The sequence below is a fragment of the Streptomyces mangrovisoli genome (genome assembly GCF_000974985.2).
In the GTDB taxonomy this organism is placed as follows: Bacteria; Actinomycetota; Actinomycetes; order Streptomycetales; family Streptomycetaceae; genus Streptomyces; species Streptomyces mangrovisoli.
On the sequence record NZ_LAVA02000018.1, the window covers coordinates 81214 to 105588 of the forward strand.

At 73.8% G+C, this 24375-nt stretch carries 14 protein-coding genes; 9 read left to right on the forward strand and 5 right to left on the reverse strand.

The window, feature by feature from the left end; all coding sequences use genetic code 11:
• Positions 1-5: 5 nt before the first annotated feature.
• Positions 6-7082: a type I polyketide synthase gene (locus WN71_RS09200; RefSeq protein ID WP_420856478.1), complete on the forward strand. Its 7077-nt coding sequence runs from the start codon at positions 6-8 to the stop codon at positions 7080-7082.
• Complete coding sequence (locus WN71_RS09205) at positions 7079-8287, forward strand: FAD-dependent monooxygenase (RefSeq protein WP_167382908.1); 1209 nt, start codon at positions 7079-7081, stop codon at positions 8285-8287. Before WN71_RS09200 ends, WN71_RS09205 begins: the two co-directional genes overlap by 4 nt.
• Positions 8288-8400: 113 nt before the next feature.
• Here the strand turns inward: WN71_RS09205 and WN71_RS09210 are convergent, their stop codons facing one another.
• From WN71_RS09210 to WN71_RS09225, 4 genes are all read right to left on the reverse strand, one after another.
• Positions 8401-9249 (reverse strand): ABC transporter permease, encoded by an 849-nt coding sequence (locus WN71_RS09210; RefSeq protein WP_046583963.1) that lies wholly within the window; start codon positions 9247-9249, stop codon positions 8401-8403.
• A gap of 20 nt (positions 9250-9269) precedes the next feature.
• A complete protein-coding gene (locus tag WN71_RS09215; RefSeq protein ID WP_046583964.1) occupies positions 9270-10217 on the reverse strand; it encodes an ATP-binding cassette domain-containing protein in 948 nt (315 codons plus the stop codon).
• A gap of 168 nt (positions 10218-10385) precedes the next feature.
• Positions 10386-11336 carry a quinone oxidoreductase family protein gene (locus WN71_RS09220; protein WP_046583965.1) on the reverse strand — a complete coding sequence of 317 codons (951 nt, stop codon included), beginning with the start codon at positions 11334-11336 and terminating at the stop codon, positions 10386-10388.
• A 301-nt stretch (positions 11337-11637) separates the two neighbouring features.
• The gene (locus tag WN71_RS09225) at positions 11638-12216 is read right to left on the reverse strand and encodes a TetR/AcrR family transcriptional regulator (protein WP_167382909.1); all 579 of its coding nucleotides are present in this window, start codon (positions 12214-12216) and stop codon (positions 11638-11640) included.
• A 411-nt stretch (positions 12217-12627) separates the two neighbouring features.
• On the opposite strand from WN71_RS09225, the gene dpgA reads away from it, so the two are divergent.
• The 6 genes from dpgA (at position 12628) to dpgD (ending at position 20086) form a co-directional block, all read left to right on the forward strand.
• Entirely contained in the window at positions 12628-13698 is a 1071-nt protein-coding gene (dpgA, locus tag WN71_RS09230) for a 3,5-dihydroxyphenylacetyl-CoA synthase DpgA (protein WP_046583967.1), read from the forward strand.
• A 77-nt stretch (positions 13699-13775) separates the two neighbouring features.
• Positions 13776-14492: an enoyl-CoA-hydratase DpgB gene (gene dpgB, locus WN71_RS09235; RefSeq protein ID WP_052742960.1), complete on the forward strand. Its 717-nt coding sequence runs from the start codon at positions 13776-13778 to the stop codon at positions 14490-14492.
• Complete coding sequence (gene dpgC, locus WN71_RS09240; protein WP_107469608.1) at positions 14492-15949, forward strand: (3,5-dihydroxyphenyl)acetyl-CoA 1,2-dioxygenase DpgC; 1458 nt, start codon at positions 14492-14494, stop codon at positions 15947-15949. Before dpgB ends, dpgC begins: the two co-directional genes overlap by 1 nt.
• Positions 15946-17586 (forward strand): thiamine pyrophosphate-binding protein, encoded by a 1641-nt coding sequence (locus tag WN71_RS09245; protein ID WP_046583969.1) that lies wholly within the window; start codon positions 15946-15948, stop codon positions 17584-17586. The genes dpgC and WN71_RS09245 overlap by 4 nt, the downstream gene beginning before the upstream one ends.
• Positions 17587-17747: 161 nt before the next feature.
• Positions 17748-19208, forward strand: coding sequence for a benzaldehyde dehydrogenase (locus tag WN71_RS09250; protein WP_046583970.1), 1461 nt, complete (start codon positions 17748-17750; stop codon positions 19206-19208).
• Positions 19209-19279: 71 nt separating this feature from the next.
• Positions 19280-20086, forward strand: coding sequence for an enoyl-CoA-hydratase DpgD (gene dpgD, locus WN71_RS09255; protein ID WP_046583971.1), 807 nt, complete (start codon positions 19280-19282; stop codon positions 20084-20086).
• 118 nt (positions 20087-20204) lie between these two features.
• On the opposite strand, the gene WN71_RS09260 is transcribed toward dpgD, so the two are convergent.
• Entirely contained in the window at positions 20205-23381 is a 3177-nt protein-coding gene (locus WN71_RS09260) for a helix-turn-helix transcriptional regulator (RefSeq protein WP_167382910.1), read from the reverse strand.
• A gap of 413 nt (positions 23382-23794) precedes the next feature.
• Here WN71_RS09260 and WN71_RS09265 point away from each other — a divergent pair, with 413 nt between their 5' ends.
• Positions 23795-24367, forward strand: coding sequence for a hypothetical protein (locus WN71_RS09265; protein ID WP_046583973.1), 573 nt, complete (start codon positions 23795-23797; stop codon positions 24365-24367).
• The last annotated feature ends 8 nt before the right edge of the window (positions 24368-24375 follow it).

Below are 24375 nucleotides of genomic sequence, written 5' to 3' on the forward strand. Positions count from 1 at the left end.
CGATCGTGTCGATGAGCTGCCGCCTGCCCGGCGGGGTCCGCTCACCCGAGGACCTGTGGCACCTCGTCGAGTCCGGCACCGACGCGGTCGGCCCCTTCCCCGCCGACCGCGGCTGGGACCTCGACGCCCTCTACGACCCCGACCCCGACGCCCCGGGCCGCATCTACGCCCAGGGCGGCGGCTTCCTCGAGGACGCCGGCGGCTTCGACGCCTCCTTCTTCGGGATCAGCCCCCGCGAGGCCCTCGCCATGGACCCCCAGCAGCGCCTGCTCCTGGAAACCTCCTGGGAGGCGCTGGAACGCGCCGGCATCGACCCGCACAGCGTGCGCGGCGGCCGCGTCGGCGTCTTCGCGGGCACCAGCGGCCAGGACTACTCCCTGCTCGCCGCCAACGCCCCCGGGGACGACGGCTATCTGGCCATCGGCAACGCCGCCAGCGTCGTCTCCGGGCGCATCTCCTACACCCTCGGCCTGGAGGGGCCGGCCGTCACCATCGACACCGCCTGCTCCTCCTCCCTGGTCGCCATCCACCTCGCCGCGCAGTCCCTGCGGCTCGGCGAGTGCGACCTCGCGCTCGCCGGCGGGGTCGCCGTCGTCTCCACACCCGAGGGCCTGGTCGCCTTCAGCCGTCAGCGCGGTCTCGCCGCCGACGGCCGCTGCAAGGCCTTCGCGGCCTCGGCCGACGGCTTCGGCTACGCCGAGGGCGTCGGGGTGCTGCTGCTGGAGAAGCTCTCCGACGCCCGCCGCCTCGGCCACACCGTGCACGCCGTCATCCGCGGCTCCGCCGTCAACCAGGACGGCGCCAGCAACGGCCTGACCGCCCCCAACGGACCCTCCCAGCAGCGCGTCATCCGCGCCGCCCTCGCCGACGCCCGCCTCAAGACGGCCGACGTCGACACCGTCGAGGCCCACGGCACCGGCACCAGCCTCGGCGACCCCATCGAGGCGCAGGCCCTGCTCGCCACCTACGGCCAGGACCGCGGCACCGAACCTCCTCTCTGGCTGGGCTCGTTGAAGTCCAACATCGGCCATGCCCAGGCCGCGGCCGGGGTCGCGGGCGTCATCAAGATGGTGCAGGCCATGCGCCACGGGCTGCTGCCGAAGACTCTCCACGCCGACGAGCCCACCCCCCACGTCGACTGGGAGGCCGGCGCGGTCGAACTCCTCACCCAGGCCCGGGACTGGCCCGACGCGGAACACCCCCGCCGGGCCGGTGTCTCCTCCTTCGGCATCTCCGGCACCAACGCCCACGTGATCCTCGAACAGGCTCCCGCCGAGGGAGCCTCGACGGACGGCGACAACGCCGACCCCGGCACGGACACCGAAGGGGAGACCAGCGCGGACGCGACGGCCACTCCGGTCGCACCGGTGCGCGAGCCCGCCGCGTTCTCCTGGGTACTGTCCGCCAAGAGCACGGGCGCCCTGCGCGAACAGGCCGCCCGCCTCGCCGCCCACGTCACCGCCCACGACCCGGCCCCGGCGGACGTCGCGCTGTCGCTGCTCACCTCGCGCGCCCGCTTCGACCGCCGCGCGGTCGTCGTCGGCACCGACCGCGGGCACCTGCTCGCCGGACTGGGCGCGGTCGCGGAGGGCCGCCCGGGGGCGGTCACCGGGGTGGCCAAGCCCGGTCGTACGGCGTTCCTGTTCACCGGGCAGGGCGCCCAGCGGCCCGGCATGGGAAGGGAGTTGTACGACGCCTTCCCCGTCTTCGCCGACGCCCTGGACGCCGCCTGCACCGCACTGGACACGGAACTGCGCTGCGAACACCCCTTGAAGGACATCCTGTTCGCGGACCCGGGCAGTGAACTCGCCGGGCTCCTCAACCAGACGCAGTACACGCAAGCCGCGCTGTTCGCACACGAGAGCGCGCTGTACCGGCTGGTCACCAGCCTCGGCGTCACCGCCGACGCACTCGCCGGACACTCCATCGGCGAAGTCACCGCCGCCTACCTCGCAGGTGTCTGGTCACTGGAGGACGCGGCCCGCGTGGTCGCCGCCCGCGGACGGCTCATGCAGGCCCTCCCGGCCGGCGGCGCCATGATCGCCGTAGAAGCCACCGAAGACGACGTACGACCACTGCTCGACGACGGCGTGTCCATCGCCGCCGTCAACGGCTCCCACTCCGTCGTCATCTCCGGCGAAGCCGAAGCAGTCGAGACCGTCGCCGCGCAGCTCACGGGCCGGACCAAGCGGCTCACCGTCAGCCACGCCTTCCACTCGCCCCTCATGGACCCCATGCTCGACGACTTCCAAAGGGTCCTCGAAACAGTGGAGTTCGCCGAGCCCCACCTCACCATCGTGTCGAACCTGAGCGGCGAGGTGGCCGACCCTGCCGAACTCACCTCCCCCGCCTACTGGGTACGCCACGTCCGCGAAGCCGTCCGCTTCCACGACGGCATCAACACCCTCGCGGGACTCGGCATCCGCCGATTCCTCGAACTCGGCCCGGACGCCACCCTCACCGCACTGGTGAACAAGACGCTGGAGGACACCGAGCCGGTCACCGCCGCCGCCCAGCGCCGCGACCGCGACCAGGCCACCACCTTCCTCACCGCGCTGGCCCAGCTGTACGTCCACGGGGCCCACGTCGAGTGGGCCACTTTGGTGGAAGACAGCAGGGCGGGCCTGGTGGACCTGCCGACCTACCCCTTCCAGCACGCGCACTACTGGCTCGAACCCGTCGCCGTCGACCGCCCGGCGGTCGCCGCCCGGCCCGCGGCGGAGGAGGAAACGCGGGCCGGGACGCCAGAGGGGTCGCCGCTCGCCGGACGGCTGGCCGGGCTGTCCGCCGCGGAGCAGGAACGCCTTCTGGTGGAGCTGGTGCGCGACGAGGCGGCCGGGGTGCTGGGGCACACCGGCACCGACGACATCGAGCCCGACGGCCCGTTCAAGGAACTGGGCTTCGACTCGCTGACCTCCGTCGAGTTCCGCAACCGGCTGCGCGCGCAGACCGGCCTGGAGCTGCCGACCACGCTCGCCTTCGACTACCCCACCCCGGAACGGCTGGCCGCCCAGCTGCGGCAGGAACTGTCCGGGTCCGCCGCGGAGGCGGCCGCCGCACCGGTGATGGCCGCCGCCCTGGACGAACCGGTCGCCATCGTCTCCATGGGCTGCCGCTACCCCGGCGGGGTCGACTCGCCCGAGGCGCTGTGGCGGCTGGTCGCCGAGGGCACCGACGCCATCGGTCCCTTCCCCGTCGACCGCGGCTGGGACATCGACAGCCTCTACGACCCCGACCCCGGCGTGTCCGGACGGACGTACGTGCGCGAGGCGGGCTTCCTGCACGACGCGGCCCGGTTCGACGCGTCCTTCTTCGGCATCAGCCCCCGCGAAGCCCTCGCCATGGACCCCCAGCAGCGTCTGCTCCTGGAGACCTCCTGGGAGGTGTTCGAGCGGGCCGGGATCGACCCGGCCACCCTGCGCGGCAGCCAGACCGGCGTGTACGCGGGCGTCGTCGCCCACGACTACGGCACCCGGCTGGAGAACGTGCCCGAGGAGCTGGAGGGCTACCTCTCCAGCGGCGGCGCGGCCAGCGTGGTCTCGGGGCGGGTGTCGTACACCTTCGGCCTGGAGGGTCCCGCCGTCACCGTCGACACCGCCTGCTCCTCCTCCCTGGTCGCCATCCACCTCGCCGTGCAGGCGCTGCGCACCGGCGAGTGCTCGATGGCGCTGGCCGGCGGTGTGACGGTGATGGCGACTCCGGGCGCCTTCCTCGACTTCAGCCGCCAGCGCGGGCTCGCGCCCGACGGGCGCTGCAAGTCCTTCGCGGCGGGCGCGGACGGCACGATCTGGTCCGAGGGCATCGGGGTGCTGCTGCTCGAACGGCTCTCCGACGCCCGCCGCAACGGCCACCAGGTGCTCGGCGTGATCCGTGGCTCGGCCGTCAACCAGGACGGCGCGAGCAACGGCCTCTCCGCCCCCAACGGCCCCTCCCAGCAACGCGTCATCCGCGCCGCCCTCGCCAACGCCCGCCTCTCCGCGAGCGAGGTCGACGCGGTCGAGGCGCACGGCACCGGCACCAAGCTCGGCGACCCCATCGAGGCACAGGCCCTGCTCGCCACCTACGGCCAGGACCGCGGCACCGAACAGCCCCTGTGGCTCGGTTCGTTGAAGTCCAACCTCGGGCACACGCTGGCCGCCGCCGGGGTCGGCGGCGTGATCAAGATGGTGCAGGCGATGCGGTACGACGTCCTGCCCCGCACCCTGCACGTGGACGAGCCCACCCCGCACGTGGACTGGACGGCCGGGGCGGTGGAACTGCTCACCGAGCCCCGCGCCTGGCCGCCCGCCGCCGAACGACCGCGCCGCGCCGGGGTGTCGTCCTTCGGCATCTCCGGCACCAACGCGCATGTGATCGTCGAAGAGGCCCCGGCGCCGACCGCCGGACCCGACGGCGATGTCAGGGACGACGAGGCTCCGGCCGGGCACCGGTCGGTCGTGGTGCCGTGGGTGCTGTCCGCCAAGAGCGACGCGGCGCTGCGGGCGCAGGCCGAGCGGCTTGCCGCCCATGTCGGCGCCACCGGTGCCGCGCCGGCCGACATCGCACGGTCGCTGGCCGTCTCCCGCTCCCGGCTGGAGCGGCGCGCCGTGGTGGTCGGTGACGACCGCGACCAGCTGCTGGACGGGCTCGCGGCCGTCGCCGAGGGCCGACCCGGCACCATCACCGGCACGGCACGCACCGGACGTACGGCGTTCCTGTTCACCGGGCAGGGCGCCCAGCGGCCAGGGATGGGACGGGAGTTGTACGACGCCTTCCCCGTCTTCGCCGACGCCCTGGACGACGCCTGCACCGCACTGGACACGGAACTGGGCTCCGAACACCCCTTGAAGGACATCCTGTTCGCGGACCCGGGCAGTGAACTGGCCGGGCTCCTTCACCAGACGCAGTACACGCAAGCCGCGCTGTTCGCGCACGAGAGCGCGCTGTACCGGCTGGTCAGCAGCCTCGGCGTGACGGCTGACGCGCTCGCCGGGCACTCGATCGGCGAGGTCACCGCCGCATACCTCGCAGGTGTCTGGTCGCTGGAGGACGCGGCCCGCGTGGTCGCCGCCCGCGGACGGCTCATGCAGGCCCTCCCGGCCGGCGGCGCCATGATCGCCGTAGAAGCCACCGAGGACGACGTACGACCACTGCTCGGCGACGGCGTGTCCATCGCCGCCGTCAACGGCTCCCACTCCGTCGTCATCTCCGGCGAAGCCGAAGCAGTCGAGACCGTCGCCGCGCAGCTCACCGGCCGGACCAAACGGCTCACCGTCAGCCACGCCTTCCACTCACCCCTGATGGACCCCATGCTCGACGACTTCCAAGCCGTCCTGGAATCCGTCGAGTTCAGCGCGCCACAGCTGACGATCGTCTCCAACCTGACGGGTGAGGTGGCCGACCCGGCTGAACTGACCTCACCCGCCTACTGGGTACGCCACGTCCGCGAAGCCGTCCGCTTCCACGACGGCATCAACACCCTCGCGGGACTCGGCATCCGCCGATTCCTCGAACTCGGCCCGGACGCCACCCTCACCGCGCTGGTGAACAAGACACTGGAGGAGCGTGAACCGGTCACCGCGGCGGCGCAGACCCGTACCGCGGGCGGTCCGGCGGGCCTGGTGCAGGCGCTGGCCCGGCTGCATGTGGCCGGGGCCGGGGTGGACTGGGCGGCGCTGCCGGCGGTCGGCGGGGCGCGGCTGGAGGAGCTGCCGACGTATGCCTTCCAGCGGTCGCACTACTGGCTGGAGAGTTCGCTCCAGAACGTCCTGTCCTCGCTGGGTGACGGCGCGGCCCGTACGGTGGCCGACTCCGGCGAGGCGGCCCGGCTCGCGGCACTAGAGCCCGGGGAGCGGGCGGCCGCGCTGCTGGAGCATGTGCGGGAGCAGGCCGCGGCCGTGCTCGGACATGCGGAGGCCGATCAGGTCGGCGCCGAACCGTCGTTCCTGGAAGCCGGGTTCGACTCGCTGACCGCGGTGGAGCTGCGGGACCGGCTGAAGGCGCTGACGGGGCTGAAGCTGGGCGCGACGCTCCTCTTCGACCACCCGTCGCCGCAGTTGCTGGCCGGCCATCTGGCCGAACAGCTGGACGCCCGGGAGCCGGTGGCCGGGTCGGCGGGCGGGGAGGGCCCGGGGCCGATCGGCACGCTGTACTGGCGCGCCTGCGAGCTCGGCAAGTTCGACGAGGCGCAGGAGGTGCTCAAGGCCGCGTCGCTGCTCCAGGCGCAGTTCGCCGCGCCCGAGGAGGGGGTGCTGCCCGCTCCGGTGCGGCTGGCCTCCGGTCCGGTCGGCGCGGAAGGCGTGGACGCTTCCGGCGGTGCGGACGACGAGCCCGTGCTGGTGTGCTTCCCGTCGTTCTCGCCGGTGGCCGGGCCGCACGAATACGCACGGTTCGCGGCCTGGTTCCGCGGGGTGCGGGACGTGTGGGCGTTGCCGCAGCCGGGGTTCGTCGGCGGGGAGAGTCTGCCGGCCACCGTCGCCGCGCTTGCCCGGGCACATGCCGAAGGCGTCCTCCGGGTGGCGGCCGGGCGGCCGTTCGTGCTGGTCGGCCGGTCCGCGGGCGGCTGGGTCGCCCATGCGGTGGGCCGGCTGCTGGAGGAACTGGGTTCGCCGGCCAAGGCGTTGGTGCTGCTGGACAGTTCCTCGCCGGCGGCCATGCAGAAGTCGCCCGCGGGCAACGACATGGCGAAGGCCATGCTCGACCGGGAGAACACGTTCGACCTGCTCAGCGACGAGCGGCTGTCGGCGATGGGCGGCTACATCCGCGTGTTCGAGGGCTGGCAGCCGGAGGCGCTGGCCACGTCGACTCTGCTGATCCGCGCGTCGGAGCACTTCGGCGCGGAGAGCGACCCGCCCGGCGGGGCCGAGAGCGACCAGCACCATGACACCGAGTCGGCGGCCGCCGCCCCGGCCGACGCCCGCCGATCAGCGGCGGCCGACTGGCGGGCCGACTGGGAGTTCGCCGACGCACGGCTGGACGTGCCGGGCAACCACTTCACGATTCTCGAGGACTTCTCGCACTCCACCGCCGAGGCGGCCGAGCAATGGCTGCGGGCGCTCACCGGCGGGCTCACGACCGAAGGGAACCAGGGAGAAACTCCATGAAGATCATCATTGTGGGTGCAGGAGTCGGCGGTGTGGCCGCGGCCGTGACACTGTCGCAGCGGCACGAGGTGGAGGTGTACGAGGGAGCGGACCGGCTGCGCACGGACGGCAACGGCGTGCTGCTCTACCCCAACGCCACAGGAATCCTGGGCGAGTTGGGCGTCAGCGCCCACGACGTCGACGGCGCGCGGATGCAGACCCTGGACCTGGTCGCGGACGGCGACAGCCGGCTGATGCGACTGGACCTCTCCCGCCTCGCGCGGGCCTTCGACGCACCGATCCTGGTCACCAAGCGCGGGCACGTGCTGGCGCTGCTGGCGGCCAAGTTGCCCGAGGGGATGGTGCGTTTCGGCAAGCGGGCCGTCGCGGTGGAGCAGTCCGCCGACGGTGCCGCTGTGGTGTTCGAGGACGGCACCCGCGCCGAGGGCGACGTGGTGCTGGGCGCGGACGGGCACCGTTCGGCGGTGCGGCGGCTGGTGGTCGGCGAGAAGCCGGCCGCCTATCTGGGCGACGCGACCTGGCACGGCATCACGGCGCTGCCGCACGAGTTCGCCGGCGGCTCGCGCATCCACTCGCTGTACGGCAAGGAGGGCATCTGCGTGGTGCACCCCGTCGGCGGCGGGGAGATCTACTGGGCGTTCGAGCTGCCGTTCAAGGACGGCGAGACGGTGCCGCCGCGTGCCGACGGCTCCCCCGCCCGGCCGGGCGACTCCGCGGTGGCCAACCTGCGGGAGCGGTTCGGGCATTGGACGTCCACTCCGATGCCGACCCTGCTGGAGACCATCACCGACGCGGACGTCGGTGTCTTCCCGCACATCCTGCACGGGGTCCGGGAGAACTGGTCGGACGGTGCGGTGACCCTGCTCGGGGACGCGGCGCACGCGGTGCCGCCGCGGCTGGGCATGGGCCTGTGCCAGGCGCTCGAGGACGCGTGGGTGCTGGGCCGGGTGCTGGCCCAGCGCGGTGTGGGCGGGACGCAGGCGCTGCGGCAGTACGAGGCGCTGCGCTGGCCGCGGATGCGCAAGATGCACTCGATCGCCACGATGATGGGGCGGCGCAACCTGCCGTTGCCGCCCGGACTGCTGCGGGTGGTGGGCGGCCTGCTGCCGATGACGTCGTACCAGAAGGCGCAGTTGCGCAGCCTGAGCAACTACCTCAACGACGACGCTCCCCCGTTGCCTTCCCGGCTGGTGTCGGTGGCGTGAACTCCCCACCGGCGCGGTGCCGGTGACCGCCGGCCGCGGGGCCGGTGACACGACTGCGGCCCCCAACCCGTTCGGGTTGGGGGCCGCAGTCGTGAGCGCGCGTGTTGCGACGGTCAGGCCGGGCGGCGGAAGCCGCGGACGGCCAGCGGGATCGCCAGGGCGCCGATCGCGAAGGAGATGCCGACGGCGAGGAGGGCGTCGTAGCCGGCCGGGTTGCCGAGGGCGAGGTCGCGGGCGGCCTGGACACCGTAGGTCATCGGGTTGACCTTGGCGACGGCGCCGAGCCAGCCGGGCAGTCCGTCGACGGGCACGAAGGCGTTGGACGCGAACATCAGCGGCAGCATCGCGAGGAAGCCGACCGCCTGCATGGACTCGCCGTTGCGCAGCCAGACGGCGAGGGCGAGGAAGACCCAGCCCAGTCCCCAGCCGATGGCCAGCGCCAGCCCGAACGCGCCGAGGACGCCGAGCGGTCCGCCGTCGGGCGAGAAGCCGAACAGGGCGGCGGCGAGGGCGACCATCAGGGTCAGGCGGATGGCGCCGCGGGCGAGGTCGAAGACGCTGCGGGCGAACAGGACGGAGCCGAGCCAGATGGGCAGGGTGCGGAAGCGGGCCACCATGCCGTTCTTGATCTCCTCGTTGAGTCCGGTGCCGGACATCAGCGCGGACTGGAGCGCGGTGTTGACCATGATGGCGGGGACGAGGAAGTCGATGTAGCTGACGCCCTTGGGGAAGTCGGGGGTGTCGGAGATGCTGTTGAAGATCTGCCCGAACAGCAGGAGCAGGATCAGCGGTTGAAGGACGCTGAACAGCAGCAGCTTGGGGTCGGTGACCAGGCGGCGCAGCGACTTGGCGCTGAGCACGGCGATCTGGGAGGCGACGGAGGTGCCGCTCCAGCGTTCCGGGCCGCGGGGGACATCGATGTCGTCGGTGGTGGCGGGGTGTTCGGCGGCGGTGGTGGTCATGGGCTCGCCTTCGCGATGGGTCAGGCCGCGGCCGCCGACGGGCGGTGGGCGTAGGTGAGGTAGACGTCGTCGAGGGTGGGTTCGGCCACCGACAGGCCGGTGAAGTCGATGCCGTGCTCGTCCAGGGCGCGGACGACGGTGGCGACGTCGCGGGCGGCCTCGACGGGGACGGTGACGCTGGTCGTGCGCTCGTCGTGGGCCGGGGCCAGGCGGGCGGCGCGCAGCGCGGCGACGGCGGCGGGGACCAGGTCGGGGGCATCGAGGGTGACGGTGACGGAGCGCTTGCCGGCGCGGGACTTCAGTTCGTCGGGGGTGCCGCTGGCGACGACCCGGCCCGCGGAGAGCAGGGTGATGGAGTCGGCGAGCCGGTCGGCCTCTTCGAGGTACTGGGTGGTCAGCAGGACGGTGGCGCCCTGGCGGACGTGGTCCTCGATCACCTCCCACAGGCCGAGCCGGGCGGCCGGGTCGAGGCCGGTGGTGGGCTCGTCGAGGAAGATGACCTCGGGGTTGCCGACGAGTCCGGCGGCCAGGTCCAGGCGTCGGCGCATACCGCCGGAGTAGGTGCGGGCGGGTTTGCGGGCGGCCTGGACGAGGTCGAACAGCTCGACGAGTTCGGTGGCGCGGGCGGCGGCCTGGCGGCGGCCCGCGCCCAGCAGCCGGGCGATCAGGACGAGGTTGTCGATCGCGGAGAGGCCCTCGTCCACGGAGGCGAACTGGCCGGTGACGCCGATGCGTCGGCGCACCTCGGCGGGGCGGGCGGCGACGTCGTGGCCGGCGACGCGGGCGGTGCCGGAGGTCGCGGGCAGGGTGGTGGTGAGGATGTTGACCAGGGTGGTCTTTCCGGCGCCGTTGTGGCCGAGCAGGCCGAGGACGGTGCCGCGGGGCACCTCCACACCGACGTGGTCGAGGACGGTGGTCGTGCCGTAGGTCTTGGTGAGGCCCACGGCCTCGATCACGGGCTGGTTCATGGGGGGTCTCTCCCCTCCATTTCCGGTGCGGGGGGTGCGGGGTGCCGGGTGCGGAGTGCGGGGTGCCGTAGGGGGCCGGGAAGGGCGGCGGGGGGCGTGGCGAGGCCGGGGTAGGCGGCACGGATGCCGCCTGCCCCTTCACGCCCCGCCGCGGGGGATTCCGGCGGGTCAGATGGTGATGACGGTCCGCTTGCCCGGGACGTCCTTGTCCCAGTGCTGGTCGATCTCGGTGATCGGGGCCGTCACCACGTCGATCTTCAGGTTGCCGGCGGCGGACTCGCTCATGATGCGGCCCCAGATCGCCTTGACCTCGTCCAGGTCCGGCAGGGAGCCGGAGCTGATGATGTTCACGCCGGTGCGGCGCAGCGCGTTGCCGTCGAGCGAGGCGAGCCGGCCGGCGCTGTTGCCGATCTGGACGTAGCGCACGCCGGACTTGACGACGAGCTCGCGGGGCAGGGCGCCGAGGAACTGCTCGGCCGGGTGGCCCCACAGGTAGTCGAGGACGACGTTGAAGCCGCCGCCGATGGCCTCGGCGTAGGCGGCGGCGACCTCCTCGTCGCTGCCGCCGATCGGCACGATGGCGTCGGCGCCGCGGTTGAGCAGTTCCTTCAGCACGTCCTCGTTGCGGCCGGCGGCCACGACGCGGGAGGCGCCGAGGGCCTTGGCGACCTGGACGGCCAGCTGGCCGGCGACGCCGGTGGCGCCCAGCACGAGCACCGACTCGCCCTGCTCCAGGTGGACATGGGAGGCGAGCGGCAGCCAGGACGACAGCGCCGGGTTGACCAGGGCGGCGGCGGTGATGTCGTCGACCTCGTCCGGCACGTCGAAGAGCAGGATGCCCGGCGAGACGCTGCGCTGGGCCAGCGAGCCGAACGGGGCGCGGCGGGCGCCGAAGACGACCCGGCGGCCGTCGGGCAGCGTGCCGACGCCCTCGACACCGGCGACGAACGGCGGGGTGCGGCCCTCCGAGTAGTCGGGGTCTCGGGTGACCATGCGGGTCAGGTTGGTCAGGGCGCTGGCCCTCACGTCGATCAGGACCTCGCCGTCGCCGGCGGTCGGCTCCTCGAACTCCGCGTACCGCGGGGCCTCGCCGATGGTGTGGACTACGGCTGCGTACATGGTGATGCCTCCAAAGTGCTTAAGCGGGCCGGACAGGTGCATGCGTCTGGTGCGGGCCGGCTGTGCACCCGGCGGTGCCGCGGGCGCGGCACACCCCGAGCGCATGACTCGGTCATCCCGTACGTCACTGTCGTACGACTTGAGCCCGACTTGAGCGGGTGGTGCGGGCGGTACGCACGCGCCCCCCGAAGTGGGGCCGACAAGCGCCCTGCGTGGGGTCCGGACTCCCGTTCCGGGGGTGGAGCTCCCGGTGTGGGAGCCGAGTTCCCGGTGCGAGGGCGAACTCCCTTCGCGAGGGGCGCTAAAGCTCCAGGGCTCCCTTGATGCGGTCCATGGCGAGCCCGACGAGCGCGGGCAGATCCGGTGCGCAGTCGCCCTCCAGCCAGTGCTGGGCGGCCTGCGCGAAGGCGGTGTTGACGGCGGCGGCGGCGAGCCGCACCTCGAAGTCGTCCGGGCTGCGGTCGACGCGGTCGGCGAGCAGCTTGACCAGTTGGTCGAGGTTGGTGCGTTCCTCCCTGGCCAGCCGGTCGCGCAGCGCGGGCACGCTGCTCATGAGCCGGTGGCGCAGCAGCAGGGTGGCGTGGTCGGCGGCCAGCAGTCGGGCGGCGAACTCCTCGTAGACGGTGCGGACGGTGCGCGCGAGCGGCTCGTCGGCCGGGCGGGCGGCGAACGTCTGCTCCAGGAAGGGGTCGTAGCCCTCGTGGAAGAGGACGTCCTCCTTGCCGCGGAAGTGGCGGTAGAAGGTGGCCGGGGAGATGTCCGCGGCAGCGGCGATCTGCTCGACGGTGGTCGCCTCGAAGCCGTGCTCGACGAACAGTGCCAGCGCCTGGCTGCGCACCTCGTTCTGCACGCGCTGCCGGTTGGCCTCACGCAGTCCCATGTCCATCACCTCTTCCCGTCAGTATACCGAGAGGGACTCTCACTCCGAGAGGACCTTTCATGTTGAGAGACTCTATCACTTTCGCGGGTGGAGTCAACAGCCCGGGCCGGCGGCCCACCGGAGCCACCCGCGCCGCCTCCCGCGCCCCTCCCCGGCCACTCGCTCCGGAGCCGCCCGAGCCGTCGGTCACGGCCCGCGCGCCGCGGGCGCATCCGCGGGCGCACCTCCGCGCGTCCACCATGGCCCGCCCTCCCCGGAATTCCCTCCCCTGGAAAACCCCTATCGACCCCTGTTCCGCACCCGTAAAGCGATACGGAAAACCATTGTGGCGAATTCCGCGAGCCGCCATGTATGTTCCACAGTGCGACCATCAGACCAGTCTGTACACGCGGTGCAGAAAGGGATCGTCACATGACGACGGCAGTATCGCCGCAGCCTCGAATACTCGGTGTCGGAACGGCGACCCCGCCGCACAGCTATTCGCAGCAGGACGTTCTCGACGCTTTCGGGATCGAGGACGAGAAAATCATTTCCGTCTTCCAGAACAGTGCGATCGAACGGCGCTTCCTGAATCTCCCGCCGGTGGACGGCTACGGCCGGCGGCGGATGGAGACGCAGGGCGAGCTGCTCGCCAAGCACGCCCGCTGGGGCGTCGACATGGGGTCCCGGGCGCTGCTGACGTGCCTGGACGACATCGGCGCGAAGCGGGCGGACATCGGCTATCTGGCCTGCGTGACCACCACCGGCTTCCTGACCCCCGGCTTCAGCGCCAAACTGATCCGGGAGCTGGGACTGACGCCGCACACCCGGCGCCTGGACGTGGTCGGGATGGGCTGCAACGCCGGCCTCAACGGGCTGACGGCGACGGCCGACTGGGCCGCCGCCAACCCCGGCCGGCTGGCGATGATGGTGTGCTCGGAGTCCTGCTCGGCCGCCTATGTCTTCGACGGCACCATGCGCACCGCGGTCGTCAACAGCCTCTTCGGCGACGGCGCGGCGGCGGTGGCCATGGTGGCCGGTGAGCCCGAGCGGCCCCAACCGGGCGCCACGGTGCTGAAGTTCGCCAGCTACATGATCGCCGACGCGATCGACGCGATGCGCTACGACTGGGACGACGAGGCGGGCAAGTTCAGCTTCTTCCTCGACCGCGAGGTCCCCTACGCCGTGGGCGCGCACGCCGAGATCGTCATCGACCGCCTGCTGGAGGGCACCGGGCTGCGCCGCAGCGACATCGCCCACTGGATCGTCCACTCCGGCGGGAAGAAGGTCATCGACTCGGTGAACGTCAACCTCGGACTCACCCGGCACGACGTGCGCCACACGATCAGCGTGCTGCGGGACTACGGAAATCTCTCCAGCGGCTCCTTCCTTTTCTCCTACCAGCGGCTGCTGGAGGAGGGCGTCGCCCGCAGGGGCGAGCACGGAATCTTCATGACCATGGGACCTGGCTCACAGATAGAGACGGCCCTCGTCCGGTACTGACGCGATCCGGCGCGGCCGCTGCGAATGGTTTTTCGGCGCGGTGCGGCGCGGTTCACAAGGAAAGCGAGAACATCGAAGTGACCACCGACATCATCAAGCTCGCAGGCGGGGCCGCAATCGTCCTCGATCTCGACACCTCGGCCGACGCCCTGCCGCTGCGGCAGCTGACCCAGGCGGCGGACCGCGCGGAGGACGCCCCCGGTTCGGTCGTGCTCCTCAAGCTCGCCGGCGGTGCGCTGCCGGAGGTGCCCGGCGGCTGGCCGCAGGGGGCGGGGGTGCACGACGTGAACAAGTGGGAGCGGGTGCTGCGCCGCCTGGAACGCCTGCCCGCCGCGGTGATCGCCGCCGTCGACGGCCCGGTGGACGGACCGGCCCTGGAACTGCTGCTGGCCGCGGACTACCGCATCGCCACGCCGCAGACGGTGATCCGCCCGCCGTTCCTCGGCGGCGAGCCGTGGCCGGGGATGCTGCTGCACCGGCTCGCGCAGCAGGCCGGCGCCGCCGCCACCCGCCGGATCGCGCTGTTCGGCGCGGACATCCCCGCCGAGCGCGCGCTGTCGACCGGGATCGTCGACGAGGTCGTGGACGCCGGGGAGCTGGCAGCCGCGCTGCAGACGGTCGTCGAGGCGGCCGGCGAGGTCGCGGGCAAGGAGTTGGCGATCCGCCGCCGGCTGGTGCTGGACGCGACGACGACGAGCTTCGAGGAGTCCCTCGGGGCGCACCTGTCGGCGTGCGACCGGGTGCTGCGCCGTGAGCGTGCGGAGGGCCGGGCGGGCGAGAGGAGCGCGGCCTGATGACCGCCACCACCGCGGCCTCGGGCGCCACCACCACCGCGGCCGCGCCCCTCCCCGGCACCGCGCCTTCGGGCACCCACGGCACGGCCTCTGCCACCACCTCGCCCTCCTCCTCCGCCACCGCCTCGCCCTCCGTCACCGCCGCCGATCTGGGCCGGGACGCCGCCGTCGTCGCGGAGGCGGCCGCCGCCACGCAGGCGGTGCTCGCCGGGCTGCCGAGCGCGCCCGAGCGCGAGCCGGGCCAGCAGCAGCGGGCCGCCCAGGCCCACGAGGCCGCCCGGCGGGCGCGCGCGTGGTTCCTGCGGCGGCACGCCGAGCGGGTCTACGACGAGCTGACCGCGGACCGCACCCTGCCGCTGCGGATCGAGGAGCTCGCCGCGGGCGCCGCGGAGGCCTTCCCCGGGCTGGTGCCGACCCCGGCGCAGCTGGACGCGGAGCGGCGGTGGCCGCAGGCGTCCAAGGAGGGCCGGGAGATCGACCAGGGCATCTTCTTCCACGAGCTGCTCCGCGTCCCGGCCGTCGGCGAGCACCTGCTGGAGAGCATGCGCCGGCCCACCCCGCGCGCCCTGGAGCTGCTGGAGTCCTTCCAGCGCGAGGGGCGCGTGCACCTGGACGCGGTGGAGGTGGAGCGGGACGCCAACGGCACCGCCCGGCTGACCATCGTCAACAAGCACTGCCTCAACGCCGAGGACAACCAGCACGTCGCCGACATGGAGACGGCCGTCGACCTGGCCCTGCTCGACCCGCAGGTCAAGGCGGGCCTGGTGCGCGGCTGCGTGATGGACCACCCCCGCTACCGGGGCCGGCGCGTCTTCAGCGCCGGCATCAACCTCGCCCATCTGCACGACGGGCTGATCTCCTACGTCGACTTCCTGCTGCGCCGGGAGACCGGCTACATCGCCAAGCTGCTGCGCGGGCTGTCGGTCGACGCCCCGTCCAGTTGGCCGCCGCAGCTCCCGGACAAGCCGTGGGTCGCCGCGGTGGACACCTTCGCCATCGGCGGCGGCGCGCAGCTGCTGCTCGCCTTCGACCACGTGGTGGGCGCGGCGGACAGCTACTTCAGCCTGCCCGCCGCGCAGGAGGGCATCGTGCCCGGCGCGGGCAACCTGCGGCTGGGCCGGATCGCCAACGGCCGGGTGTCGCGCCAGGTGATCCTGTGGGGCCGGCGGATCTTCGCCAGCGAGCCCGACGGACACCTGCTGTTCGACGAGGTCGTCGACCCGAGCGAGGTCGGCGAGAGCGCCGAGCGCGCGGCCGTACGGCTGTCGGGTCCCGCGGTGCCGGGCAACAAGCGGATGCTGAACCTGGCGGAGGAGCCGCCCGGCCACTTCCGCCTGTACATGGCGGAGTTCGCCCTCCAGCAGGCGGTACGTCTGTACGCCGACGACGTGCTGGGCAAGGTGCACCGCTTCGCGGGCAAGGCCCGTCCCCGGCCGGCCGGGGCGGCTGTGGCATGAGGCCCGTCGACGCGGTGCTGGACATCCTGCGGGACGAGGGCGTCGACCGCGTCTTCGGCAACCCCGGCACCAGTGAACTGCCCTTCACCGACGCCCTGGTGGCGGCCGGCGACATCCCGTACGTGCTCGGCGTGCACGAGGGCCCGGTGGTGGCGATGGCGGACGGCTACGCCCGTGCCACCCGCCGCCCGGCCTTCGTCAGCCTGCACATCGCCGCCGGACTCGCCAACGGCCTGGTGGGACTGCTCAACGCGTCCCGCTCGCGGACCCCGCTGGTGGTCACCGCCGGGCAGCAGGACCGTCGTCATCTGGCCGCCGACCCGATGCTCTCCGGCGACCTGGTCGGACTCGCGCGGGCGGCGGTCAAGCACACCTTCGACGTGCAGCACGCCCACGATCTGCCGCTGCTGCTGCGGCGCGCGTTCGCGCTCGCCCAGCAGCCGCCGGCCGGTCCGGTGTTCCTGTCGCTGCCGATGGACCTGCTCCAGGAGGACACCCCGGTCGAGGTGCCCGCCCGCTCGGTGCGCGCCCCGCTCGGCGCCGCCACCCGGCTCGACGAGGCGGCGGCGCTGCTCGCCTCGGCGGCACGTCCGGCGATCGTCGCCGGGGACGGCGTCGGCCGCGACGGCGCGGTGGCTGAACTCGTCGCGCTCGCCGAGGCGGTCGGCGCGGTCGTGCACCACCAGCCGATGCACGACCGGGTGGACTTCCCGACCACCCACCCCCTGCACGCCGGGATGCTGCCCGCCACCTACTCCGGGATCCGCGAGCAACTCGCCGAGGCCGACGTGGTGTTCATCATCGGCACCCATGCCTTCATGGCCCACCACTACACCCCGGGACCGCCCCTGCCGGCCGGTGTCCGGGTGCTGCAACTGGACACCGACCCGGCTGAGTTGGGCCGGACCTTCCCCGTCGACCTCGGCCTGCACGGCGGCCTGGCCGCCACCCTCACCGCGCTGACCGGCCTGCTGGCCGGGCGCGTGCCCGAGGCCGCCGAACGGAGGGAACGGGCCGGGCGGGCGCACACCGCGCGCCGCGCGGAGATCCTCACGGCGGCCCGCGCGGCGTCGGCCGGACCGGCGCCCCTGGACCCGCTGGCCGCCGCGCACGCGGTCGCCGGCGCGCTCCCGCGGGACGCCGTGGTCGTCGAGGAGGCCATCACCACCGGCATCCGGCTGCGTCAGGTCCTCGACCTGGAACGCCCCGACTCCTATGTGCACACCGTGGGCGGCGGTCTCGGCTGGGGCATCGGCGCCGCGATCGGCAGCCGGCTGGGCAACCCCGACCGGCCCGTGGTCGCCGTCCTGGGCGACGGCTGCTCCCTGTTCGGCCTCCAGGGCCTGTGGAGCGCCGCCCGCTACGGCGTGCCGGTCACCTTCGTCGTCATGAACAACGGCGAGTACCGCACGCTGAAGGAGACCCTCGACTCCTGGGACAGCGCCTCCACCCGTCAGGGCCGCTACCTCGGCCTCGATCTGGACCATCCACGCCTGGACTTCACGAAGGCCGCCGGCTTCTTCGGCATCGACGCCGTCCGCGCCACGAGCCCCGGCCACCTGACCGAGATCCTCGCCAAGTCCGTCGTGTCCGACGGCCCGTTGCTCGTCGACGTGCCGATCACCGGGCACGGGTGACGGGTGGCCGTGCCGTGCGGCGGGTGCCGCTCGGCGGCTGTCGCCCGGCGGCCGTCGAGCGGCACGGCCACACCGCCCGCATACGCACCCGCCCGCACCCGGACCGCCCGCACCGTAGTCGCCGTGGCCCTGCGCACGGCCTGTTCCAAGGAGAGCGAACGATGTCCCCTCTGGTGGATCCCGGCGCCCTGCGCGGGCGGGTGTTCAGCCGCGGCTGGCGCCCTGCCGCGGGCGGCCGCGCCGACAGCGTCGAGGCCGCCACCGGCGAGGTGCTGGCCGAGACAGGTGTCGCCGACGCGGGCGACGTGCGGACCGCGGCGAGCGCCGCGGCCGCCGCGCAGCCCGCCTGGGCCGACACGCCCCCGGCCGAGCGCGCCGCCGTGCTGCGCCGCGCCGCGCAGACGCTGGAGGCGCACGCCGACGAGGTCGCGGAGTGGCTGATCCGCGAGGGCGGCGCGGTGCGTGGCAAGGCCGCCTACGAAGTGGGCGCCGTCACCGACGAGTTGTGGGCGGCGGCCGCGCTGCCGATGCGCCCGCACGGCAGTCTGCTGCCCTCCGAGCCCGGCCGGCACAGCATCGGCCGACGCGTCCCTCTGGGCGTGGTCGGGGTGATCAGCCCGTGGAACGTACCCCTGCTGCTGGGAATGCGGGCCGTCGCGCCCGCGCTCGCGCTGGGCAACGCCGTGGTCCTCAAGCCCGATCTGCACACCGCGGTCAGCGGCGGCTGGGTGGCCGCCCGCCTGTTCGAGGAGGCGGGCCTGCCCGACGGGGTGCTGCACGTACTGCCCGGCGACGCCGAACCGGGTGCGGCGCTCGCCGCGGACGAGGACGTGGCGATGATCGCGTTCACCGGTTCCACCGCGGTCGGCCGGGCGGTCGGCGAGACGACGGGGCGGCTGCTGAAGCGGGCCTCGCTCGAACTGGGCGGCAACAACGCGCTGATCGTCCTCGACGACGCCGATCTGGACGTCGCCGCCTCGGCGGGGGCGTGGGCGTCGTTCTTCCACTCCGGGCAGATCTGCATGTCGGCCGGCCGGCACATCGTGCACGCCGCCGTCGCCGACGCCTACCTCGAACGCCTCGCCAAACGGGCCGAACAGCTGCGCGTGGGCGACCCGTTCCGCACCGACGCCGACCTCGGACCGCTCATCGACGGCGTCCAGGCCGAGCGGGTCGAGTCGATCGTCGCCCGCACGCTCGCCGCCGGCGCGACCCTGCTGGCGGGCGGCACCCGCACCGGCACCTTCTTCCGGCCGACCGTCCTGGCCGGCGTCACCCGTGACATGCCCGCGTTCCGCGAGGAGATCTTCGGACCCGTCGCCCCGGTCACGGTCGTGGCCGACGACGAGGAGGCCGCGGCAGTCGCCAACGACACGGAGTACGGGCTGTCCGCCGCGATCCAGACGGGCAACGCCGAACGCGGCCTGGCGCTGGCCGGCCGGCTGCGCACCGGCCTGGTCCACGTCAACGACCAGACGGTCAACGACGAGGCGCACGTGCCGTTCGGGGGGCGCGGCGCGTCCGGCAACGGCACCCGCTTCGGCTCCGAGCACAGCTGGGACGAGTTCACCCAGTGGCAGTGGCTGACGGTGCGCGCGCAGGCCCGCCCCTACCCCTTCTGACCCCTCCACCCTTCCGGCCGCCCCTCACAGGGCCGGCCTGGAACCGCCTACTCACGAATTAGGAACCCGGCGTGCTCGACGACTTGCGGCACGTGCGGTACGTCAAGGACGGCCGCGTCGCCCGCATCACCCTTGACCGGCCGCGCGTGCTGAACGCGATGGACCTGCGCATGCACCGCGAACTCGCCGCCGTCTGGGACGACTTCGAAGCCGACGACGACCTGTGGGTGGGCGTCCTCACCGGCGCGGGCGAACGCGCCTTCAGCGTCGGGCAGGACCTCAAGGAGCTGGTCGCCCGCACCGAGGCCGGCACCGCGGCACCGTCCACCTTCGGCAGCCGTGGCAAGCCCGGCTGGCCGCGGCTGACCGAACGCTTCCGCCTCGCCAAGCCGCTCGTCGCCCGGGTCAACGGCCTCGCGCTGGGCGGCGGCTTCGAACTCGCCCTGGCCTGTGACATCGTCGTGGCCGCCGAGCACGCCGAGTTCGCCCTCACCGAGGCCCGCCTCGGCCTGATGGCGGGCGCCGGCGGCGTCTTCCGCCTCACCCGCCAGGCCCCCTACCGCGCCGCCATGGGCTACCTCCTCACCGGCCGCCGTATGACCGCGCCCCGCGCGTTCGACCTCGGGCTCGTCAACGACGTCGTCCCCGCCGCCCAGCTCGACGACCGCGTGGAGGAATGGCTCGCCGACCTGCTGGCCTGCGCCCCGCTGTCGCTGCGCGCGCTGAAGGAGGCTGCGGCCACGTCCGCCGCCCTCCCCCTGGAACAGGCCTTCGCCACCCGTTACGTGTGGGAGGAGCGCCGCATGCACAGCCTCGACGCGATCGAGGGGCCCCGCGCCTTCGTGGAGAAGCGGCCGCCCGAATGGACCGGCACATGAGCACTCGGGGCGCCCTCGCCCGTTCGTGACAACTCCCGTTCCACCGTGGACGGATCGGCCTTCCCGGGCCTCAGGCCGGTTCGGCCACAAGCCGGTTCGGCCTCAGGACGGCTCGACCTCAGGCCGGTTCGTGCAGGCCCGTGTTGAGGTCGTAGGGGAGCTCCTTGCGGTGGCGGACGTTCAGTTTGCGGTAGACCTGGGTGAGGTGCTGTTCGACGGTGCTGACGGTGACGAACAGCCGTCCCGCGATCTCCCGGTTGGTCATGCCCTGCGCGGCGAGCGCGGCCACCCGGAGTTCGGCGTCGCTCAGGCGCGCGGTGTCGCCGCCGGACGCGGCGGGGCCCGCCGGACGCGGGTCGTCCTTGCCGGCCTGGAGCTCCTCCGACAGCCCGGCGGCCTCGCACTCCTGAGCCGCCCGGTGGGCCCGGCGGGCCACCATCCGGGCCCGGCCCAGCTGCCCGGCCCGGTTGAGGGCATGGCTCAAGGCGGCCAGTGCGCGGGCGAGTTCGAGATGATCGCCGCCGCCGTCGTCATCCAGAAGGTCGACGGCCTCGCCGAGCAGGGCCACGCGGCAGCCCGGTTCGCTCGCCGCGGCCAGGACCCGCAGGGTGAGGCCGCGGCTGCGGGCCCGGTCCTTCCCGGCCGGGCCCGCCAGCCGGTCGAGTTGCTCGGCGGCGAGCCGCCGCGCCCGGTCGTCCTCGCCCAGGCGCAGCGACGCCTCCGCGGCTCCGGTGCGCCAGGGCACGAGGCCCGGCACGTCGATGCCTCGGGCGGTCATGGGCTGTCCGCACGCGGCGAAGTCGGCGTACGCCGCGTAGGGGCGGCCGGCGGCCAGGTGATGGTGGCCACGGGCGTGGAGGTAGTGCAGCCCGTAACGGGAGCGCAGAACCGCTTCGGGCAGTGGCCTGGCCAGCAGCGCGGCCGCCTCGTCGAGTCGGCCGGTGTGGGTGGCGGCCAGCACCGCGGCACCCAGCACCAGACCGGCGCCCACCCCCCACGCCGGTTCCGGCAGCAGGCCGAGCGCGCTTCCCGCGAGGCGGCGGGCCGCGGGCAGGTCGCCCCGGCGCAGCGCGCTCTCCGCCCGGACCGCCTCCAGGCGGGCGCGCCAGGCGGGACCGGCCGTCACCCCCGGGTCCGCCAGCAACCGCTCGCACCACGCGTCGGCGCTTCGCGGACGGTCGGCGTAGACGAGGGCGAGCAGCGCGGACAGCACGGGCTCGGCGGTCGCCGCTCCGCCCTCGCCGAGCCGGACCCGTTCCAGCGCCTGCCCGGCCGACACCTCCGCCTCGGCGGCCCCGATGCGATCCCGCAGCACGTCGTCCAGGACCGCGAGGCACTGCGAGCGCGGCTCGGCGGGGGCTGGGTCGACAGCGGTCGCCGCGGGGGTCCCGGTGGGCCGGGGCGGAGTAAGTGTGGCGGTCTCGGCAGGTGTCGGGGTCGGCCGGCGCGGGACGGATGTCGTGACCCCGGCAGGGGTCGCGGGGGGCCGGCGTGGGGCGGGAGTCGTGGTCCCGGCCGTCAGGGGAGCGGTGGGTGCGAGGGTCCCGCCGGGAGGTGTCCGGGGCGCCGGGTGGTCGACGGTCTGCGGTTCGGGCCCCACGGTCGCGAGCGCCAGTCGCAGTACGGCGAGTTCGTCCGCCGTGCGCCGGTCGGTGCCGGGGCAGCCGGTCAGCAGGTCGGCCACCTCCTCGAAGCGGCCGTGCCACAGCAGGTGCCACGCCACCGCCGTCGTGTCACCCGTGGCGAGCCGTCCGTCCTGCGCGGCCCGCAGCAGGCGGGGCAGATGACGTACCACGCCCGCCGGACGTACGTGCCAGGCGGCGTCCGCCGCGCGCACCTCCAGGGCGGCGCGGCGCTCCTCCGGGACCAGCGCGCAGGCGGCCTCGAGACAGCGGAGCGCCAGGTCGTGACGGTGGCGGGCGCCGGCCTCCTCCGCGGCCTCCCGCAGCACCCCGGCCGCCCACCCCACCCGCTCGCCGCTCCACCCGGCCGTTTCGGCCTCGCCAACGGGTCCGGTGTCCGCGGCCAACAGGTGCCGGGCCACCGTCGCGGCCGGCCAGCCCTCCTCGTACAGCAGGTGCGCGACCGACCGGCTCAGCTCGGCGGTCTCCGCCGCGGACAGGTCCTCGCGCAGGGCACGTGCCATCTCCGGGTGGCCGAAGCGCTCCCCGCGCAGCAGCCCGGCCTCCGTCAGCGCGTGCAGCGCCCGCGACACGGCCGGGGCGGGCAGTACGGCGGCCCGGCCCAGCACCGCCGCGGGCGCGTCCGCACCGGCCAGCGCCAGCACCTGCGCCAGCCGCAGCACGGCCGGATCCCCGCGCCGCAGCAGCCCCGTCACGGCGAGGCGGAACCGCTCGCCCGGGGCCAGGACCGGGTCGCCGGAAGGGGAGGGTGAGCCGTCGTCGTGCGGCAACGGCTCATCGCCGTAGGACAGATGACCGCCGTACGACCCTTGGCCGTACGGCACCTGGTCGCCGTACGGCACCTCGTCGCCGTACGAGGCATCCCGGCCGTACGGCACGGCGTTCCCGGGGCGCCCCGCGAGGTGGTCCAGGGCCAGGGCGCGCACGAGGAGGGGGTTGCCGCCCGAGATGCGGTGGGCGTCCGCGGCCAGCACCTCGGCCTGCGCGGGCGGCAGCACCTCGGCCAGGGCGCCCGCCACCGCGTACGGGGGCAGCGCACCGAGCCGCAGGTGCGCGCAGTGCGGGAGACGCAGCAGTTCCGCGTGGAAGCCGGCCGGCGCGGTCGAGGCGGATGCGGTGTGGGCGTCGGACTCGGCGAGCACGACCACCACCCGCGCCTCGCGGACCCGGCGGGCGAGGAAGAGCAGGAAGCGCAAGGACGCCTCATCGGCGTGGCGCGCCTCGTCGACGACGACCAGCACCGGGGCGGACTCGCTCAGCCGCAGCAGCGCCGCGTGCAGTCGGTGCAGCACCGCGAACCCGACCTCCCCGCCCTCGCCCGCTGCGTCGTCGTTCGTGGCGGCGGCGAGTCGGGCGCCCTCCTGACGGATCACGGCGGGCAGGCCGTCGTCCACCGCGCCGGAGACGCCTGCGCCGGCTGCCCGTTGGAAGAGCTGGCCCACCACCCCGAGGGGGATGCCGGTCTCCGCCGGGGAGGCCGGCGCGTCCAGCAGGACGGCGCCTGCGGCACGGGCGTACGCCTTCATCAGCGACGGGTCCGCACAGCCGGGCGGGCCGCCGACGAGCACGACGGATCCCTGCCCTTCCCGGGCGCGGGCGAGAGCCTGCCCGAGCGCAGCGGGATCGGCAGCGGGTTCCGGATGACCGAGCAAGACCGCCTCCGTGGTCGTTGGGCCGACGGCCGGGGCTCCCACGGTTGCCGTGCCTGCTCAAGCGTGGCTAGGAGCGAAGCAGGATGCCGCCATCGGCGCGCTCAGGTCGCCCTTAAGTCCGTTGCCTGGCAAACCGGGTGGCAGCCGACTCGGCCTTTCCCGGCTTGGCCTTCAAGCGATTGCCAGCTTTTGCCAGAGCGTTTTCGGCTCTGCCCGCACTCGCCGTAACCGCAGTTCAACGCGGCTTTCCGGCTGGCAAGCGGCCTCTCTTCGCGCACGCTCTGGACGGTTCCTGGCGCATCCGTTGAGCACATTTCAACTAATTCCCGACCAATACTGGAGGATTCGTTGCCAACCTTCTTGGCAAGAGGTTGCCAACAGCGGCCGCCGAATCTGGCACAGAGGAGCCCGCCATGAGGAACATCGCCCGCATCGCCGCCGTCAGCGCCGTCGTCGCCACCGCCGCCCTCACCGCGGGGGGCACCGGCTCGGCGGTCGAGAGCATCGGCTGGCCGTCCTCCGCCGCCACGACGACGGACGCGATCGGCTGGCCGAGCGCGGTCGCCACGGCCACCTCGTCCTCCGCCTCCGCCTCCGCCTCCGCCGAGTCGACCGACGGGATCGGGTGGCCCACCGCCGTCAACGCCGCCGCGGACGGCATCGGTTGGCCTACGGCGGTCGACGCCTCCACCGACGGCATCGGCTGGCCGTCCGTGGTCAACGCCGCGACGGACGGGATCGGTTGGCCCTCCGCCGTCACCGTCTCCACGGACGGCATCGGCTGGCCCTCCGCCGTCACCGCCTCCACCGACGGCATCGGCTGGCCCACCGCCGTCACCGCCTCCACGGACGGCATCGGCTGGCCCACCGCCGTCACCGCCTCCACCGACGGCATCGGCTGGCCCTCCGCCACGGTCGCCACCCGGACCACCGCGAGCGGCGCCTCCACCGACGGCATCGGCTGGCCGTCCGCGCTGGCCGTCTGACTTTGTCT